The organism is Bacillus sp. FSL K6-2861, assembly GCF_038630725.1.
Classification (GTDB): Bacteria; Bacillota; Bacilli; order Bacillales; family Bacillaceae; genus Bacillus; species Bacillus velezensis.
This window is the reverse complement of record NZ_CP152037.1, coordinates 2,824,719-2,841,888: the sequence shown is the minus strand read 5'-3', so window position 1 is coordinate 2,841,888 and position 17,170 is coordinate 2,824,719. Positions and strand designations below refer to the sequence as shown.

At 47.6% G+C, this 17,170-nt stretch carries 20 protein-coding genes and 1 other annotated feature; of the genes, 18 read left to right on the top strand and 2 right to left on the bottom strand.

Annotated features, from left to right (window positions below):
- Positions 1-79 precede the first annotated feature (79 nt).
- From mreB to pheA, 14 genes are all read left to right on the top strand, one after another.
- On the top strand, positions 80-1,093 hold the full coding sequence (gene mreB, locus NYE62_RS14035) for a cell shape-determining protein MreB (protein ID WP_003152647.1): 1,014 nt from the start codon (positions 80-82) through the stop codon (positions 1,091-1,093).
- Positions 1,094-1,123: 30 nt separating this feature from the next.
- Complete coding sequence (gene mreC, locus NYE62_RS14030; RefSeq protein WP_007408166.1) at positions 1,124-1,987, top strand: rod shape-determining protein MreC; 864 nt, start codon at positions 1,124-1,126, stop codon at positions 1,985-1,987.
- Positions 1,984-2,502 carry a rod shape-determining protein MreD gene (mreD, locus tag NYE62_RS14025; protein ID WP_007408167.1) on the top strand — a complete coding sequence of 173 codons (519 nt, stop codon included), beginning with the start codon at positions 1,984-1,986 and terminating at the stop codon, positions 2,500-2,502. Before mreC ends, mreD begins: the two co-directional genes overlap by 4 nt.
- Positions 2,503-2,555: 53 nt before the next feature.
- A complete protein-coding gene (minC, locus tag NYE62_RS14020) occupies positions 2,556-3,236 on the top strand; it encodes a septum site-determining protein MinC (protein WP_003152653.1) in 681 nt (226 codons plus the stop codon).
- 2 nt (positions 3,237-3,238) lie between these two features.
- On the top strand, positions 3,239-4,042 hold the full coding sequence (minD, locus tag NYE62_RS14015) for a septum site-determining protein MinD (protein WP_016938784.1): 804 nt from the start codon (positions 3,239-3,241) through the stop codon (positions 4,040-4,042).
- 127 nt (positions 4,043-4,169) lie between these two features.
- Complete coding sequence (locus NYE62_RS14010) at positions 4,170-4,973, top strand: M23 family metallopeptidase (RefSeq protein ID WP_007408168.1); 804 nt, start codon at positions 4,170-4,172, stop codon at positions 4,971-4,973.
- Positions 4,966-5,832 (top strand): M50 family metallopeptidase, encoded by an 867-nt coding sequence (locus NYE62_RS14005; RefSeq protein WP_007408169.1) that lies wholly within the window; start codon positions 4,966-4,968, stop codon positions 5,830-5,832. Before NYE62_RS14010 ends, NYE62_RS14005 begins: the two co-directional genes overlap by 8 nt.
- Before the next feature lie 58 nt (positions 5,833-5,890).
- Positions 5,891-5,964: a sequence feature (ribosomal protein L21 leader region), on the top strand.
- A gap of 13 nt (positions 5,965-5,977) precedes the next feature.
- Positions 5,978-6,286, top strand: coding sequence for a 50S ribosomal protein L21 (gene rplU / locus NYE62_RS14000; protein ID WP_003152660.1), 309 nt, complete (start codon positions 5,978-5,980; stop codon positions 6,284-6,286).
- Between the two features lie 2 nt (positions 6,287-6,288).
- Positions 6,289-6,630, top strand: a complete 342-nt coding sequence (locus tag NYE62_RS13995; RefSeq protein WP_012118103.1) for a ribosomal-processing cysteine protease Prp — start codon at positions 6,289-6,291, stop codon at positions 6,628-6,630.
- Positions 6,631-6,642: 12 nt separating this feature from the next.
- Complete coding sequence (rpmA, locus tag NYE62_RS13990) at positions 6,643-6,927, top strand: 50S ribosomal protein L27 (RefSeq protein ID WP_003152662.1); 285 nt, start codon at positions 6,643-6,645, stop codon at positions 6,925-6,927.
- Positions 6,928-7,243: 316 nt separating this feature from the next.
- Positions 7,244-7,822, top strand: coding sequence for a sporulation initiation phosphotransferase B (locus tag NYE62_RS13985; RefSeq protein ID WP_007408171.1), 579 nt, complete (start codon positions 7,244-7,246; stop codon positions 7,820-7,822).
- Between the two features lie 31 nt (positions 7,823-7,853).
- Positions 7,854-9,140, top strand: coding sequence for a GTPase ObgE (obgE, locus tag NYE62_RS13980; RefSeq protein ID WP_007408172.1), 1,287 nt, complete (start codon positions 7,854-7,856; stop codon positions 9,138-9,140).
- Positions 9,141-9,193: 53 nt separating this feature from the next.
- On the top strand, positions 9,194-9,637 hold the full coding sequence (gene thrR, locus NYE62_RS13975; protein ID WP_007408173.1) for a transcriptional regulator ThrR: 444 nt from the start codon (positions 9,194-9,196) through the stop codon (positions 9,635-9,637).
- 13 nt (positions 9,638-9,650) lie between these two features.
- Positions 9,651-10,508 carry a prephenate dehydratase gene (pheA, locus tag NYE62_RS13970; RefSeq protein ID WP_003152668.1) on the top strand — a complete coding sequence of 286 codons (858 nt, stop codon included), beginning with the start codon at positions 9,651-9,653 and terminating at the stop codon, positions 10,506-10,508.
- A 26-nt stretch (positions 10,509-10,534) separates the two neighbouring features.
- Here pheA and NYE62_RS13965 read toward each other — a convergent pair whose 3' ends face one another.
- A complete protein-coding gene (locus NYE62_RS13965; RefSeq protein ID WP_094032210.1) occupies positions 10,535-11,077 on the bottom strand; it encodes a transcription repressor NadR in 543 nt (180 codons plus the stop codon).
- Positions 11,074-12,225, bottom strand: coding sequence for an IscS subfamily cysteine desulfurase (locus NYE62_RS13960; RefSeq protein ID WP_144663933.1), 1,152 nt, complete (start codon positions 12,223-12,225; stop codon positions 11,074-11,076). Before NYE62_RS13960 ends, NYE62_RS13965 begins: the two co-directional genes overlap by 4 nt.
- A gap of 105 nt (positions 12,226-12,330) precedes the next feature.
- On the opposite strand from NYE62_RS13960, the gene nadB reads away from it, so the two are divergent.
- The 4 genes from nadB to safA all read left to right on the top strand — a co-directional run bounded on the left by nadB (position 12,331) and on the right by safA (position 17,149).
- The gene (nadB, locus tag NYE62_RS13955; protein ID WP_144663934.1) at positions 12,331-13,896 is read left to right on the top strand and encodes an L-aspartate oxidase; all 1,566 of its coding nucleotides are present in this window, start codon (positions 12,331-12,333) and stop codon (positions 13,894-13,896) included.
- The gene (gene nadC, locus NYE62_RS13950) at positions 13,878-14,726 is read left to right on the top strand and encodes a carboxylating nicotinate-nucleotide diphosphorylase (protein WP_144663935.1); all 849 of its coding nucleotides are present in this window, start codon (positions 13,878-13,880) and stop codon (positions 14,724-14,726) included. The genes nadB and nadC overlap by 19 nt, the downstream gene beginning before the upstream one ends.
- Before the next feature lies 1 nt (position 14,727).
- Positions 14,728-15,831, top strand: a complete 1,104-nt coding sequence (gene nadA, locus NYE62_RS13945; RefSeq protein WP_342497004.1) for a quinolinate synthase NadA — start codon at positions 14,728-14,730, stop codon at positions 15,829-15,831.
- Between the two features lie 127 nt (positions 15,832-15,958).
- Positions 15,959-17,149, top strand: coding sequence for a SafA/ExsA family spore coat assembly protein (safA, locus tag NYE62_RS13940; protein ID WP_094032213.1), 1,191 nt, complete (start codon positions 15,959-15,961; stop codon positions 17,147-17,149).
- The last annotated feature ends 21 nt before the right edge of the window (positions 17,150-17,170 follow it).

The window sequence follows — 17,170 nt, the reverse complement described above, 5'->3', positions numbered from 1 at the left end:
CGTTGATTTAAGATATAATAGATTTTATGAGTTTTTCCCTTTAGGGTATTTTTGCTTTAAGAAAGGAAGATACATACATATGTTCGGAATTGGTACAAGAGACCTTGGTATAGATTTGGGAACCGCGAATACGCTTGTGTTTGTTAAGGGTAAAGGAATCGTAGTGAGAGAGCCGTCTGTCGTTGCTCTGCAAACGGATACGAAGTCAATCGTTGCGGTCGGTAACGATGCGAAAAACATGATCGGAAGAACTCCGGGCAACGTGGTTGCTCTCCGTCCGATGAAAGACGGCGTTATTGCTGACTATGAAACAACTGCGACAATGATGAAATACTACATTAATCAGGCTGTGAAAAATAAAGGATTGTTTGCGAGAAAGCCTTACGTTATGGTGTGTGTGCCGTCAGGTATTACGGCCGTTGAAGAACGGGCGGTCATCGACGCGACAAGACAAGCGGGCGCACGTGACGCTTATCCGATTGAAGAACCGTTTGCGGCAGCAATCGGCGCGAATCTTCCGGTATGGGAGCCGACGGGCAGCATGGTCGTTGATATCGGCGGCGGAACAACTGAAGTGGCGATCATTTCTTTAGGCGGCATTGTCACGTCTCAGTCAATCCGCGTAGCCGGTGACGAAATGGACGACTCAATCATCAGCTATATCAGAAAAACATATAATCTGATGATCGGTGACCGTACGGCGGAAGCCATTAAAATGGAAATCGGTTCAGCAGAAACCGGTGAAGAAAATGCGTCAATGGAAATCCGCGGCCGCGATCTTCTGACAGGTCTGCCGAAAACGATCGAAATCACGGGAACGGAAATTGCAAATGCACTGCGTGATACAGTTCTCTCAATCGTTGACGCGGTGAAGAGCACGCTTGAAAAAACACCGCCTGAGCTGGCCGCTGATATTATGGACAGAGGTATTGTATTAACAGGGGGAGGCGCCCTGCTGCGCAATCTCGACAAAGTCATCAGCGACGAAACGAAAATGCCTGTTCTTATCGCTGAAGATCCGCTGGATTGTGTTGCGATCGGCACTGGAAAAGCACTGGAACACATCCATCTTTTCAAAGGAAAAACAAGATAATCAGGAGTTAAATAGAAGAGGTGTATCACGATGCCGAACAAACGGTTAATGCTATTACTTCTGTGTATTATCATATTGGTGGCTATGATTGGATTCTCGCTGAAGAACGGCCGTAATACCACCTGGCCTGAAAAGCTGATCGGTGATACGACGGGAGTATTTCAAAACATTTTTCACACGCCTGCCGAATATTTTGCAGGGTTCTTCGGGGACATAAAAGACCTGAAAAACACGTACAAGGAAAACGAACGCTTAAGACAAAAGCTGGACGGACAGACACAATATGAAGCGAAGCTCCAAGAACTCAAAGATGAAAACAAGAAGCTGCGTGATGAACTCGGACATGTCAAATCAATTTCCGACTATGATCCGATTTTAGCGACCGTTATCGCCAGAAACCCTGATCAATGGTACAAGCAGATCATGATCAATAAGGGAACGAAGCAGAAAGTGGCCAAAGACATGGCTGTCACGAACGAAAAGGGTGCGCTGGTCGGGAAGATCAAAAGCAGCGGACTCAACAGTTTCACATCCGCCGTTCAGCTGCTGAGCGATGTTGACCGCAATAACAGAGTGGCCACCAAAATCTCCGGCAAAAAGGGAAGCAAAGGCTACGGTTTAATTGAAGGGTATGATAAAAAGAAACAGACTCTGAAAATGACCATCCTTGAGCCGGATGAAAAACGTGAAGTGAAAAAAGGCGACCTCGTGGAGACATCCGGAACGGGCGGCGTATTTCCTCAAGGGCTGACGGTCGGGGAAGTGACCGATGTAGAATCAGATGCTTACGGCCTGACGAAAATCGCTTACGTGAAACCGGCTGCCGACCTGTACGATCTTGACCATGTCATCGTCGTGAACCGAAGCGTAGCAACAGGGGAGGAAGGATCGTGAAACGTTTCCTTCTCCCTTTGATTATGATTTTGGTCTTTTGTGCGGAAAGCATCTATACGGATCTGGTGCGTTTTCCTTTCGTTTCCGTCGAGCAGCAGGTCGTTCCGCATTTTCTTTTGCTTGCGCTGATTTTTATGTCCGCTTATATCAACCAAAAGCATGCGGTGATCTACGGTTTGATTTTCGGATTTCTTTATGACATCAATTATACGGGTGTTTTAGGCGTTTATATGTTTGGTTTTGCCGGTTTATGCTATCTGGCGGCCAAAGCGTTTAAAGTGCTGCAGACAAACGCCCTGATGGTCATTCTGGTTGCAGTGCTGAGCGTATGTGTGCTTGAATTTTACGTCTACGGCATTCAGACGTTAATCCGCAGCGGCACTATGACGTTTAACGATTTTGTCATTCAGCGGTTCTTGCCGACTGCTTTGCTGAATATTGCGGGAGCTGTTATATTAGTCCTGCCCTTCAGGCTGTTTTATATAAGTCTGAAGAAAGAATTAAGAGATGAGTAAAAAGGATTTTATCTTTTTTTGACGAAAAGAGTATGTTGTTGAGGTGAACATTGATGAAGACCAAAAAGCAGCAATATGTAACAATAAAAGGAACAAAAAACGGCTTAACATTGCATCTGGATGATGCGTGTTCTTTTGATGAGCTTCTCGATGGTCTTCAAAACATGCTGTCGATTGAACAATATACTGATGGCAAAGGCCAAAAAATCAGTGTTCATATTAAACTCGGGCATCGGTATCTGTATCAGGAACAGGCAGAGCAGCTGACTGATCTGATCGCGTCAAAGAAAGATTTAGTCGTGCATTCAATTGACAGTGAAGTCATTGCCAAAGAAGAAGCGCAGCGGATGAAAGAGGAGCAGGAAATTGTTTCTGTTTCCAAAATTGTCCGTTCGGGCCAGGTGCTTCACGTGACGGGAGATTTGCTTTTAATCGGAGATGTGAATCCCGGCGGTACGATCAGAGCCGGAGGAAATATATTTGTTCTCGGTTCATTAAAAGGGATTGCCCACGCGGGTTATAACGGAAATAACCGGGCTGTGATCGCCGCATCAGAAATGATGCCGACACAATTGAGGATCAATCACGTGTTAAATCGCTCCCCAGACCACATTCAAAAAGGGAACGACATGGAATGTGCTTATTTAGATACTGACGGAAATATGGTCATTGAACGCCTTCAGCAATTGGCTCATTTAAGACCTGATCTAACAAGGCTTGAGGGAGGAATGTGAAATTGGGTGAGGCTATCGTAATAACTTCGGGAAAAGGCGGAGTAGGTAAAACAACAACATCTGCAAACCTCGGTACCGCCTTAGCCATTTTAGGGAAGCGCGTCTGTTTGGTAGACACAGATATCGGACTGCGCAACCTTGATGTCGTAATGGGTCTTGAAAACAGAATTATTTACGACTTAGTAGATGTAATTGAAGGCAGATGCAAGACGCATCAGGCGCTTGTCAAAGACAAACGTTTTGATGATCTGCTTCATTTAATGCCGGCTGCCCAGACAAGCGACAAGACGGCTGTTGTCCCTGAGCAGATCAAATCGCTTGTGCAGGAGCTTAAGCAGGAATTTGATTATGTCATTATTGATTGTCCGGCCGGAATTGAACAAGGCTATAAAAATGCCGTCTCCGGAGCTGATAAGGCGATTGTTGTGACGACGCCGGAAATATCAGCGGTGCGGGACGCTGACCGCATTATCGGACTTTTGGAGCAGGAAGATATCGAACCGCCGCGCCTTATCGTGAACCGCATCAGAAATCACCTGATGAAAAACGGTGACACGATGGATGTGGATGAAGTTGTTCATCATCTCTCTATTGATCTCCTCGGAATCGTTGCTGACGATGATGAAGTGATCAGGGCTTCAAATATCGGCGAACCGATTGCCATGAATTCCAAAAACCGCGCCAGCATTGCGTACCGCAATATCGCCCGGCGCATTTTAGGAGAATCCGTTCCTTTGCAGGTGCTTGAAGAGCAGCAAAAAGGGATGATGGCGAAAATCAAGTCATTTTTCGGCGTGCGTTCATAATATATACCAGAATACAAAGATCTGATGAAGCCCAGCTTATCAGGTCTTTTTTGTTTTTCAAGAGCGCATATTTGCAATGGACAAGACATAGGATGTACAAACCCAACGATTGCAAAGGATGATGGCGATGAGTCACAGAGCTGATGAAATTAGAAAAAGACTGGCCAAAAGAAGAAAACAGCGGCCTGAATCAAAACGGACTTTCGTTCAAAACGCCCAAACGCAGAATTTTCCCGCGTGGCAGACGGTCAAGGAGCAGGAAAAGCACAAGCTTCTACCGGACTACGAATATCAAACGGAACACCCGCCTGAATTTAACGGACGGCACCCATTGATCAGCGCTCATTCTATTATTTTAAAATGCCTGCTGGCCGCCTGTCTCGTACTGATCTCTGCTATTGCCTATAAAACTGACAAACAGCCGCTGAGTCAGATCAAACCGGCGATCGCACAAACCTTTCAAAAAGAATTTCAGTTTGCTGCCGTAAGCAATTGGTTCGTATCTTCCTTCGGAAACCCGCTCGCTTTTCTTACCCCGGGAACGAAAAAGAAGGACGGTCAGGTGGCGGTCAGTCAGGATATGGCCGTTCCTGCCGCGGGGAAAATCCAGCAGGACTTTCAAAATAACGGAGAAGGCGTCGTCGTCGAAACCGCCAGCGAAGCCATTGACAGCGTAAAAGAAGGCTACATTATGGAAGTGAGCAAAGATAAAAAAACAGGACTGACGGTGAAGGTGCAGCACGCCGACAATACCAGCAGCATTTACGGCCGGCTAAAAGATGTTAATGTTTCATTGTACGACTTTGTCGATAAAGGGAAAAAGATCGGTTCGATCAAGCTCAACGATAAAAGTAAAGGCCAGTACTATTTCGCGATCCAGGATGGCGATAAATTCATAGATCCGATCCAGGTGATCACATTTGATGAATAAATGGCTCATCCTCCTTTTTAAAATTCATGTCCATCCTTTTCTTTGGATTATCATGGGGCTTGGTCTTATGACGGGGCACATCAAAGCGCTGCTGTGTCTTTTGCTGGTCGTATCCGTTCATGAGCTGGGGCATGCTGCTCTGGCTGTGTTTTTTTCGTGGCGCATTAAACGCATCTTTCTGCTCCCTTTCGGCGGGACGGTTGAGGTGGAGGAGCACGGAAACCGGCCGCTTAAAGAGGAATTCGCGGTCATTCTGGCGGGCCCGCTTCAGCATGTGTGGCTTCAGGCGGCAGCCTGGCTCTTTTTCATGTCAGGCTTTGCAAGTGAGCAGACATTTGAGATGTTTACCTTTTATAATCTCTCCATTCTTTTCATCAATCTTTTGCCGATCTGGCCGCTTGACGGCGGAAAGTTCGTGTTTTTATACTTCTCTAAACAAATGGCTTTTCAAAAAGCGCATCTCCTCAGCCTGCAGACATCGGCTGTTTCCGCGCTTTTGCTCTGCTGCTGGATTGTGCTGGCCGTCCCCCTTCAGGTCAGCGCATGGGTGCTGTTCGTCTTTCTCGCCGCTTCTTTATGGGATGAATACCGGAAGCGGCATTATATTCAGCTGAGGTTTCTTTTGGAGAGATACTACGGCAAAAACCGCGATGTCGCCATGCTGCATCCTTTGACGGTCGCGGCCGATGCCAAAGTAAAGCATGTCATGGCCGAATTCAAACGGGGATGCAAGCACCCCATTATCGTTGAAAAAGCCGGCGAAAAGCTCAGCCAGCTCGATGAAAATGAAGTGCTTCATGCGTATTTTGCCGATAAACGGACAGATTCCTCTATGGAAGACCTGCTGCTGCCTTACTAGAAATAGATTGACATATCCTTTTGGTTCTGATATATTTTTTAATGTTATGGATGTAGCACCAATGCTACAACCGCTCGGGACAGGTGATAAGAGCTTTAAAGCCCCCTGTTGCTGGCGAGTCTTAGTCTAATAGGAGGTGCAGAGAATGTACGCAATCATTAAAACAGGCGGAAAACAAATCAAAGTTGAAGAAGGTCAAACTGTTTACATCGAAAAACTTGCTGCTGAAGCAGGTGAAACAGTGACGTTTGAAGACGTATTGTTTGTTGGCGGAGACAGCGTGAAAGTCGGCAACCCAACAGTTGCAGGCGCGACAGTTACAGCTAAAGTTGAAAAACAAGGCCGTGCGAAAAAAATCACTGTTTTCCGTTACAAGCCAAAGAAAAATGTTCATAAAAAACAAGGTCATCGTCAGCCTTATACTAAATTGACAATCGAAAAAATCAACGCGTAAGCATGATTGAGGCAACAATTCGAAGATCCCGGAATGACGGGGGCATATTGTCCTTTGAAATGACGGGACATGCCGATTTTGCTGAACATGGACGAGATCTCGTATGCGCCGGGGTCACGGCTGTCGTTTTCGGAGCGGTCAATGCGGTTATCGCGCTGGCTCCTCTCGAACCGATTCTTGATATAGGCGAGGACGGGGGTTATTTCTACTTTGAATTCCCTGAAGCCGCTGATCAGGAAGCTTTGCAAAAAGCGCAGCTGCTGATTGAAGGCATGATTGTTTCTCTTGAAACGATCGAGCGGGATTACAGTGAACACTTACGGTTGACTGCAAACCAAATATAGGAGGTGAGTTACATGCTTAGATTAGATCTTCAGTTTTTCGCTTCTAAAAAAGGTGTAGGTTCTACAAAGAACGGACGTGACTCTGAATCTAAACGTTTAGGCGCTAAACGTGCAGACGGTCAATTCGTAACAGGCGGATCTATCCTTTACCGTCAACGCGGAACGAAAATCTACCCAGGTGAAAACGTGGGCCGCGGAGGAGATGACACTCTTTTTGCTAAAATCGACGGAACTGTTAAATTCGAACGTTTCGGCCGTGACCGCAAAAAAGTGAGCGTATATCCTGTAGCTCAATAATGACACAAAAAACTCCGGTCGTTGACTGGAGTTTTTTTGCAGTAAGCGGAGTAACATCAAGAATGAAAAGCAGAGGATGCGTGAGTGAACCCCGCCTTGAATGAGGACATCAGCTTCCCATACCCACTGGATATGTTCCCCAAGCAGTGATACCAAAAATGTTTCTGCCTGGCATCCGCATTGTATGCGATCCGAAAAAGGAACATGATGAACCAGGAAAAACAAGTGTTTTTTTAACAAAGCCTTCTCTGTTATAATTCATAGTACACACTTATCAAGACTCCTAAAAAGAAATTAAACGATTGGGAGTGCGAAAATGAAGGATGTATCGAAGAAACAAGAAGAACCTGTAAGCGATGCGGCTCTGATCAATGAGCTGATCCAATTAATGGGCCATTTCCGTCATGATTGGATGAATAAGCTGCAGCTGATAAAAGGAAACTTAAGTTTGCAGAAGTATGACAGGGTCGTTGAAATTATTGACGAAATGGTCATAGATGCAAAGCACGAATCAAAGCTCTCAAACCTGAAAACCCCGCACTTGGCGTTTGACTTTCTTACATTTAATTGGAAGTCCCGTTATATGAGGCTCGAATACGAAGTGCTCGGAGAAATTAAAGATTTATCGGCATATGATCAAAAGCTGTCGAACCTGATGAGAAAACTGTTTCATCTGTTCGGTCTGGCGGTAAACAATGAAAGTGAAAATCATCTGACCGTATCGCTGCAGACGGATCACCCTGACAGACAGCTTATTGTATATCTCGATTTTCATGGAACGATTGCAAATGCAGATGTGTTTGATGAATTTCGCAAATCCCGGCATGAGGACTTTGATGTCATGCAATTTGAGCTGACCGGCCATGAATGTGTGGCCGAAATTGGAATGAACTAGCGGTTTTTTACGGTTTAGAACGGAGGATATTATGTTTGTAGATCAGGTGAAAGTATATGTAAAAGGCGGCGACGGCGGTAACGGAATGGTTGCGTTCCGCCGTGAAAAATATGTGCCGAAAGGCGGGCCTGCCGGCGGTGACGGAGGTAATGGAGGCGACGTCGTTTTTGAGGTTGATGAAGGACTGCGCACGCTCATGGACTTCCGGTACCAGCGGCATTTCAAAGCGATACGCGGCGAGCACGGCATGTCTAAAAACCAGCACGGCAGAAATGCGGACGATATGGTTGTTAAAGTTCCGCCCGGCACAGTCGTAACGGATGACGATACAAAACAGGTCATTGCCGATCTGACTGAGCACGGGCAGCGTGCCGTCATCGCAAAAGGCGGACGCGGCGGACGCGGAAATACCCGCTTTGCGACACCGGCCAACCCGGCACCGCAGCTGTCAGAGCACGGAGAGCCCGGAAAAGAGCGCTATATCGTGCTTGAACTGAAAGTGCTTGCAGACGTAGGCCTCGTCGGCTTCCCAAGCGTCGGAAAATCTACGCTTCTGTCTGTCGTTTCATCGGCAAAGCCGAAAATCGCCGATTATCATTTTACAACGCTTGTTCCGAATCTGGGCATGGTGGAAACGGATGACGGAAGAAGCTTCGTCATGGCGGATCTGCCCGGCCTGATTGAAGGAGCGCATGAAGGAGTCGGCTTAGGCCACCAATTTCTCCGCCATATCGAACGGACGCGCGTCATCGTTCACGTCATTGACATGTCAGCGATGGAAGGCCGTGATCCGTATGAGGATTATGTCACCATTAATCAGGAGCTCAGTGAATATAATCTGCGGCTGACGGAGCGTCCGCAAATTATCGTTGCGAATAAAATGGACATGCCCGAAGCGGCTGAAAATCTTAAAGCGTTTAAAGAAAAGCTTCAGGATGATCACCCTGTCTTTCCGATCAGCGCTGTGACGAGAGAAGGGCTCCGCGATCTTCTGTTTGAAGTCGCCAACCAGCTGGAAACAACGCCTGAATTCCCGCTGTATGATGAAGAAGAACTGGCGGAAAACCGCGTAATGTACACGATGGAAGATGAAGAAATTCCATTTAACATTACGCGTGATCCGGACGGCGCGTTTGTGCTTTCAGGTGACAGCCTGGAACGCCTCTTTAAAATGACTGATTTTTCCCGTGACGAATCCGTCAAGCGTTTTGCAAGACAGATGCGCGGTATGGGCGTTGATGAAGCGCTCAGAGAACGCGGTGCTAAAGACGGCGATATCATCCGGCTTCTGGAATTTGAATTTGAATTTATTGATTAAAAAAACGGAGAGCTTGCAATGCAGGCTCTCTGATGTAAAAGGGAGGGGTGCAGGTGAAAGAAGAGACATTTTATTTAGTGCGTGAAGACGTTCTGCCTGATGCGATGCGAAAAACCCTTGAAGTCAAAAAGCTGCTCGACAGAAAAAAGGCTGAATCGGTTGCAGATGCTGTGCAGAAAGTTGATTTAAGCAGAAGCGCTTTTTACAAATACCGAGATGCGGTTTTCCCTTTTTACACGATGGTTAAAGAACAAATAATCACACTTTTCTTTCATTTGGAGGATCGGTCAGGCGCGTTATCCCAGCTATTGCAGGCGGTGGCTGACTCAGGAAGCAACGTGCTTTCCATTCACCAGACGATTCCGCTTCAGGGCAGGGCGAATGTCACGCTCTCAATCAGTACGTCCGCAATGGAAGAAAACATTCATACGTTAATGAATAAACTGAGAAAATTTGATTTTATAGAAAAAGTTGAGATCTTAGGGTCAGGCGCGTAAGGAGAGAAGAGACATGAAAGTCGGTTATTTAGGGCCAGAAGCCACATTTACACATCTAGCAGTCAGTTCCTGCTTTCAAAACAGCGTGACACAAGCACCTTATCAAACAATACCGGCATGCATGGATGCGGCGGTTGCGGGAGAAGTTGATCTTGCATTTGTTCCTTTGGAAAACGCGCTGGAAGGCTCGGTTAACTTAACGATTGACTATTTGATTCATGAGCAGCCTCTTGCGATCGTGGGGGAAATGACGCTGCCGATTCACCAGCATCTGCTCGTTCACCCTTCGAGAGAAAATGAGTGGAAAAAGCTTGAGAAAATTTATTCTCATTCCCATGCGATTGCGCAATGCCACAAATTTCTTCACCGGCATTTTTCGTCCGTTCCTTATGAGTATGCGAAGTCAACAGGTGCGGCTGCCAAGTATGTCAGTGAGCATTCGGACCTTCCGATCGGCGTGATTGCAAATGAAATGGCCGCCGCTACATACGGATTGAGCATCGTGAAGCGGGATATTCAGGATTATCAGGACAACCACACGAGATTTGTCATTCTTTCGCCTGAAAAAGACGTCTCATTCGAAGTGAATGCGAAACTGTCTTCACGGCCGAAAACGACGATGATGGTAACGCTTCCCCAAGATGACCAATCAGGTGCGCTGCACAGGGTGCTGTCCGCTTTTTCATGGAGAAACCTGAATTTATCAAAGATCGAATCGCGCCCGACAAAAACGGGTCTCGGCAACTATTTCTTTATTATTGATATTGAACAGGCGATGGATCAGGTTCTCATTCCCGGTGCCGTTCAAGAGATGGAAGCCCTCGGCTGCCGGGTCAAGCTTCTGGGAACATATCAATCCTATTCGATATAAAAAAAGCCCTTCAGGGGGCTTTTTTTTTAATCTTTTATTAAAATACCCGCGTCGTCCAGCGCTTGGCAGGCTTGGACAATCCGCTCTTTTGTCGGGGCGCTTAACGTATGGAGGTGCACGCCTCCGGTCAGCTGTGAAAGGTAAGCGGCATTTGTCGAGTTAATGTGATCCATGAATTGTTTGACTTCTTTCCGTGTACTGACTCTTATGGCGGCGGTTAAATCGCCGTATACGGGGTGTTCAATAATGACGTCCTTTATGGTGACACCTTCATCGACAATGAGTTCAAGCTCTTCTTCCGTCCGCTCCGGGCCGTGCAGACAGGCGACAATCCGTTCGGCATTTTTTTCGCCGCCGGCATTCATGCTGATGTATAAGTAGCCTTGGCTCGTCGCGATAATCGGCTCGTTTTTTGCTTTCAAAAGCGATATGTCCTGCACGATCACCTGTCTTGAGACATTTGCTTTTTTGGCCAATTCGCCTCCTGTTAATGGCGAGCCGGCTTCTTTCAGCCAATGAAGCAGCATGTCGCGTCTTTTCTCCCCAGTAAGCTTCGTTCCTTCTGTCAAATTGCTGATTCTCCTTTCTTTTGCTCCCATAGCGCCGTAAATGTATGTATCAGCATATCGAGCTGTTCACATGTTGTTTCGTTTCCGAATGAGATCCGGAAAAACTGCCGCGCTTCCCGTTCGTTTTTTCCCAGCGCCTTCATAGCTGAAGAAGGGCCGTGGCTGCCGGCGGAACATGCGCTCCCGGTTGAGATGCAAATATCGTTACGATTACATTCTAACATAATATATTGTCCTTCAAAGGAGTGAAAAAAACACCCGACAATGTGGGGCAGGCATTCACCGCCGGTTTCTTCCTCTGAAAATGAAATGGGGAGGCCTTGACGCCGAATTTGGTCATACAAATAATTCCTCAGCCTGTCAGCATGCTCACGGTGTTCCTCCATATGTTTCACTGCATACTCCGCAGCAGCGGTAAAAGCGCCGATGGCCGGCACATTCACCGTACCGGGCCTGAACCCGTTTTCATGCACGGTATGCGGATAAACCGGGTTCCAGCTGACACCGGGCCGAATGTAAACAGCCCCGGTGCCTTTCGGGCCGTATACTTTATGACCGGAGACGGAAAGGGCGTCGATTCCCTCCTGATCCGCATCAATCGGCAGTTTGCCGAAACTTTGAACACAATCGCAATGCAGCAAAATGTTTCTCTGGTGAAGAAAAGCGGCCAGACGATTCACAGGCTGGATGAGGCCGGTTTCTGAATTGGCGTGCTGTATGGAAACGAGCCCCGTGTCAGGACGGATATGAGCCGCCAGTATGTCCTCGGTTATAAGGCCGTTTTCGTCGGGATATATGATGGTGACATCAATTCCCCGATCAGCTAAAAACGCCGCGGCATTATGGATCGAATGGTGTTCCATTGCGGTCGTAATAAAATGTTTTTTGTGATCGGGCAGGCCGTGCAGCAATGATTGGACGGCCAGGATGTTCGCTTCCGTTCCGCCGCTTGTAAAGTAAATGCCGTCTGCCGCTCCGCCGATCAATTTGCCTGCAGAATGTCTGCAATATTCCAGCACGTCCGCCGCTCTTCCTCCGGCGTCATGAAGGCTGCTTGCATTGCCGTATACCTCTGTGCTGAGATGCTGAAAGACTTTCGCGGCTTCTTTGCTTAAAGGCGCTCCCGCCGCGTAATCAAGATAAATCATACAGCCCGTCTCCTATCCGTTTATGTTAAAAAAAGCTTGAGTTTATTTTACTGTTGTGTAAATATAGGTGTCAAGACAGGTGTAAATATAACAGGAGGGTGATGTATGTCTGAAAAAACAATTATCGTCATTGGTTCTGGGACGGCGGCCCTTGCCTGTGCTTCCTCATTTCCTCCGTCATACCAAGTGACCGTCATCACAAAGAGAAACGTAACGAACAGCAATTCGCATTATGCTCAAGGCGGGATTGCTGTTTCATACGCAAAAGATGACTCGATAGAATCCCATGTGAACGATACACTGTATGCGGGATGCGGACACAATGACGTGACAGCCGTGCGGCATTTGCTGCAAAGCGGACAGAGCATGATAAACAGGCTGATAGAAGGCCATTTCCCTTTTGATACGAAGTCGGACGGGACGTTTTGTCTCGGCAGGGAAGGCGCTCATTCCAAAAGGAGAATTCTTCACGCCGGGGGAGATGCGACCGGACGGATGTTGGTTGAGTTTCTGGTTCAGCAGCTGAGGGACGGCATACGGATCATTGAACACGAGACGGTTGTTGATCTGCTGATTGAACACGGACGATGCGCAGGTGTTGCCGTAAAGGATGCTTCAGGCGCCGTTTCTTACAGAAGAGCGGATTGTGTAGTGCTTGCATCAGGCGGCTGCGGCAGTCTGTACCAATATCACACAAATGATTCCGCCATAACGGGAGACGGAATCGCTCTTGCCTTCCGCGCGGGAGCTGAGATCACGGATATGGAGTTCACCCAGTTCCACCCGACCCTCCTTGTGAAAAACGGGACTGTGTACGGCCTGATTTCTGAAGCAGTGAGAGGAGAAGGCGGATATTTAGCGGATCGCTTCGGGCGCAGGATCATGACTGGCAGACACGCGCTTGAAGATTTGGCGCCCCGGGATGTGGTTTCACGGGCGATTTATGAAGAAATGATGAAAGAAAATCCTGTTTTTATAAATTGCAGCCGAATAGCCGATTTTAAGAAACGTTTTCCGACCATAACAGGTATTTGTCAAACAGCCGGTGTTGATCTTGAAAGCGGGGTTCCTGTAGCACCCGGAATGCATTTTTTAATGGGCGGAGTAAAAGCTGATACCTGGGGGAAAACGTCCGTGCCTGATTTGTACGCCATAGGCGAGACCTCCTGCACAGGATTGCACGGGGCGAACCGCCTTGCGAGCAACTCACTGCTGGAAGCGCTGGCAAGCGGGAAACGATGTGCTGAACATATCATTCAAACACCGTTAAACGGAAGATATAAAAAAACCCCGAAGAAATCTGACGTCATCTTACAAGTGCCGGACACAACGCTTCATGTGCTCCAAGCCAAAATGACAACCGGAGCGGGCATCGTCAGGGAAAAAGAAAACATGCAGGCGCTGGCATCCTGGCTTAACAACGTATCTGTGCGTCATATAAATGTGAAGGATATCACAATAGAACAAGCCGAGCTATCCTGCCTATGGAAGACTGCGCAACTTGTTGTGACCTCAGCCCTTATTCGGGAAGAAAGCAGGGGCGCTCATTTTCGCGCTGATTTTCCCGGGACGGAGAAAGAGTGGCACGGAAAACAAATCATTCATTCAACATCTGGAACAGCTATCAGAAAAAACGAAAGGATTGGGGAACTATGGACATTCTGCAGCTGAAACAAATGCTGACTCATTTTTTTCAGGAAGATATCGGAACGGGTGATGCGACGTCACAAGCGATTTTTTCTGATCAGCAATGTAAAGCGCGAATCATCGCAAAAACAGACGGCGTGTTTGCCGGAGAAGCCGTTATCCGTGAAGGATGGAAGCTTTTACACGATGACATCCGCATCCGCTCCTTGAAAAAAGACGGAGAACGGATGAAAAAAGGAGACGTGCTCGCTGAAATAGAAGGCCAGGCGGCGGCTCTTCTTACGGGGGAGCGGGTCATTCTGAATCTCATACAAAGAATGTCAGGCATTGCGACAATGACGGATGAGGCCAAAAGGCGTCTTGATGATCCGTCCATCAAGCTTTGTGATACGAGAAAAACGACACCCGGGCTCAGAATGCTGGAAAAATACGCCGTTCGGGTCGGAGGCGGCTTTAATCATCGCTTTGGCTTATATGACGGCATCATGATTAAAGATAATCATATTGCCGCCTGCGGATCGATAAAGGCGGCCGTGGAGCGGGCAAGAAAAACGGCGGGGCAGATGCTTGCGGTGGAAGTCGAAATCGAATCCGAACAGCAGCTGCTCGAGGCAATAGAAGCGGGTGCAGACGTTATTATGTTTGACAACTGTCCGCCTGAGTCCGTCCGGCGTTTTGCAGGCATGACACCGGGCCATATCAAAACGGAAGCATCCGGAGGCATAACGCTCGGCACATTGCCCGCTTTTAAAGGAACGGGCGTCCAATATATTTCACTCGGATTTCTGACTCATTCAGTAAAAAGCGCCGACATCAGCATGGATGTTGAGGCTGCGGAACAGGGGGATTTTTAAGATGTCTATTTTTGACGTGCTAACTGCATCAGCCGAAATGATGCCGAGCCATTATAAAGACATGAGCACAGGAGAAATGGAAAAGCGGGTCGCCGCCATTAAACGGGCTTTCGGAAAGCGCCTGTTCATTCCGGGGCATCACTATCAAAAAGACGAAGTAATACAATTCGCCGATACGGCAGGTGACTCCCTGCAGCTTGCTCAAGTGGCAGAAAAAAATAAAGAGGCGGAATATATTGTGTTTTGCGGCGTGCATTTTATGGCGGAAACCGCTGATATGCTGACTGATGATAACCAAACCGTCATTTTGCCCGACATGCGCGCCGGATGCTCGATGGCTGATATGGCAGATATTCAGCAGACGGACAAAGCATGGCAAGAGCTTCAAGAACTGTACGGTAACACCATCATTCCGTTAACATATGTTAACTCGACGGCGGAAATTAAAGCATTTGTCGGACGGCACGGGGGAGCGACCGTCACCTCTTCAAATGCCCGGAGTGTGCTGAAATGGGCTTTTAAACAAAAAGAGAGAATTTTATTTTTGCCGGATCAGCATTTAGGCAGAAATACGGCCTATGACCTCGGCATTCCGCTGACAGAAATGGCTGTATGGGACCCGGTGCAGAACCGATTGCTTACTGACCATCCGGAAAACATTAAGGTTATCCTTTGGAAAGGGCATTGCTCCGTACACAAAAAGTTTACAGCGGAAAATATTTCTCAGCTGCGGCAGCGGGATTCCGGCATCCGCATTATCGTTCATCCGGAATGTTCGCGGGAAGTGGTCTCGCTCAGTGACGACAGCGGGTCTACCAAATACATTATTGATACGATCGAACAGGCTGAACCGGGAAGCAAATGGGCGATCGGCACGGAAATGAATCTTGTTCAGCGCCTCATTCAATCGCATCCGGATAAACAGATTGAATCATTGAATCCCGATATGTGTCCGTGTCTGACTATGAACAGAATCGACCTGCCGCATTTATTGTGGTCGCTTGAGCAGCTTGAAAAAGGCGAGCCGAAGGGTGTCATTAAAGTTCCGGAAGCGGTTCGGACAGAAGCGCTTCGTGCTTTGAACAGAATGCTGAGTCATACGTAATTATAAAAATTCCCCCTCCTTCCCAAAATTTTTTATCATCATGCCCAGTCCATCGGCATATAGTGTGAAGAAACGTATTGTAATGACAAATGTACCGTTCACGTTTTGTGCATAGGAGGGGAAAACGTTGAAAATTCATATCGTTCAAAAAGGCGATTCGCTCTGGAAAATAGCTGAAAAATACGGAGTTGATCTTGAAGAGTTAAAAAAACTGAATCATCAGCTTAGCAATCCAGACTTAATTATGCCTGGAATGAAGATAAAGGTGCCTTCAGAAGCCGTTCCGGTCAGAAAAGAACCTAAGGCCGGCTTCGGAACGTCTGCGCATAAGCATGAGCATCCATATGCCAAAGAAAAACCGAAATCAGTTGTGGACATTGAAGACACCATACCGGAAGAACCAAAGCCGTCGATTCCGTATGTGCCGCCAATCCCTGAAAAGCATGAAAATGTGCTGCCGGAAGCTGATATGAACCAATATTACCCGTCCAATCAGCTGTTTCAGCCGTGGTCGCCTCCTAAGCCGGAGGAACCGGTGACACATTTTGTCGAGCCGAAAGAAAAAGAGCATGACAATAACATTCCACAACAGGAGGAAATGATCAACATGGAAAACGCGAATTACCCGAATATGCCAAAGGCGCCTGAAGCCGGAAAGATGGAAGAAGAAAACGCCGCTTATCATCTGCCGAACATGCCAAACATTCCGAATGTCCCGTTTCCGAATATGCCGGCCGTTGAACCGCCTTTTATGCATTACCCGATGCCGTGCATGCCTTGTCCTTGTCCGGTTCCGGTGACACCGATGCTGCCGGGTTCGGGACTATGCCATCCGTGCTTCCCGGTAGGCGGAGGTTTCGGCGGTTTTGGAGGAGGTTTTGGAGGCTTTCCGGTCATGCCGATGCCGTTACCGTACGGATTCCATCATCCGGGATTTGGGCCGCATGCGGGTTACGGTGAATATGAAAACCAGGCCCATGAAAATGCAGAGCATTATGATGGTTCTGCATCTGGTTTCGGCGGTGCTCCGTACGGTCAAATGCCGTATTACGGCGGATATTCGTCACATTACGCAAACGCGCCTCATCATGATGGAAAATATAAGGATGATGATTGCGGCTGCCATGATTCACATCATCACCACCACCATCACCACGGTTCACATCACCATCACGCAAATATGCCTGTGCAGCCGTATCCGAATATGGGTGCAAACGCCGGATATTTTATGCCTTACGGCGGAGCAAATCCTAATGCCGCGCCGAATCAGCCGAGTCCAAATCAAGTATTCGGACGGCCGGAGGAAGAAGAAGATTAATGTTTCGGGACGATGTATGTC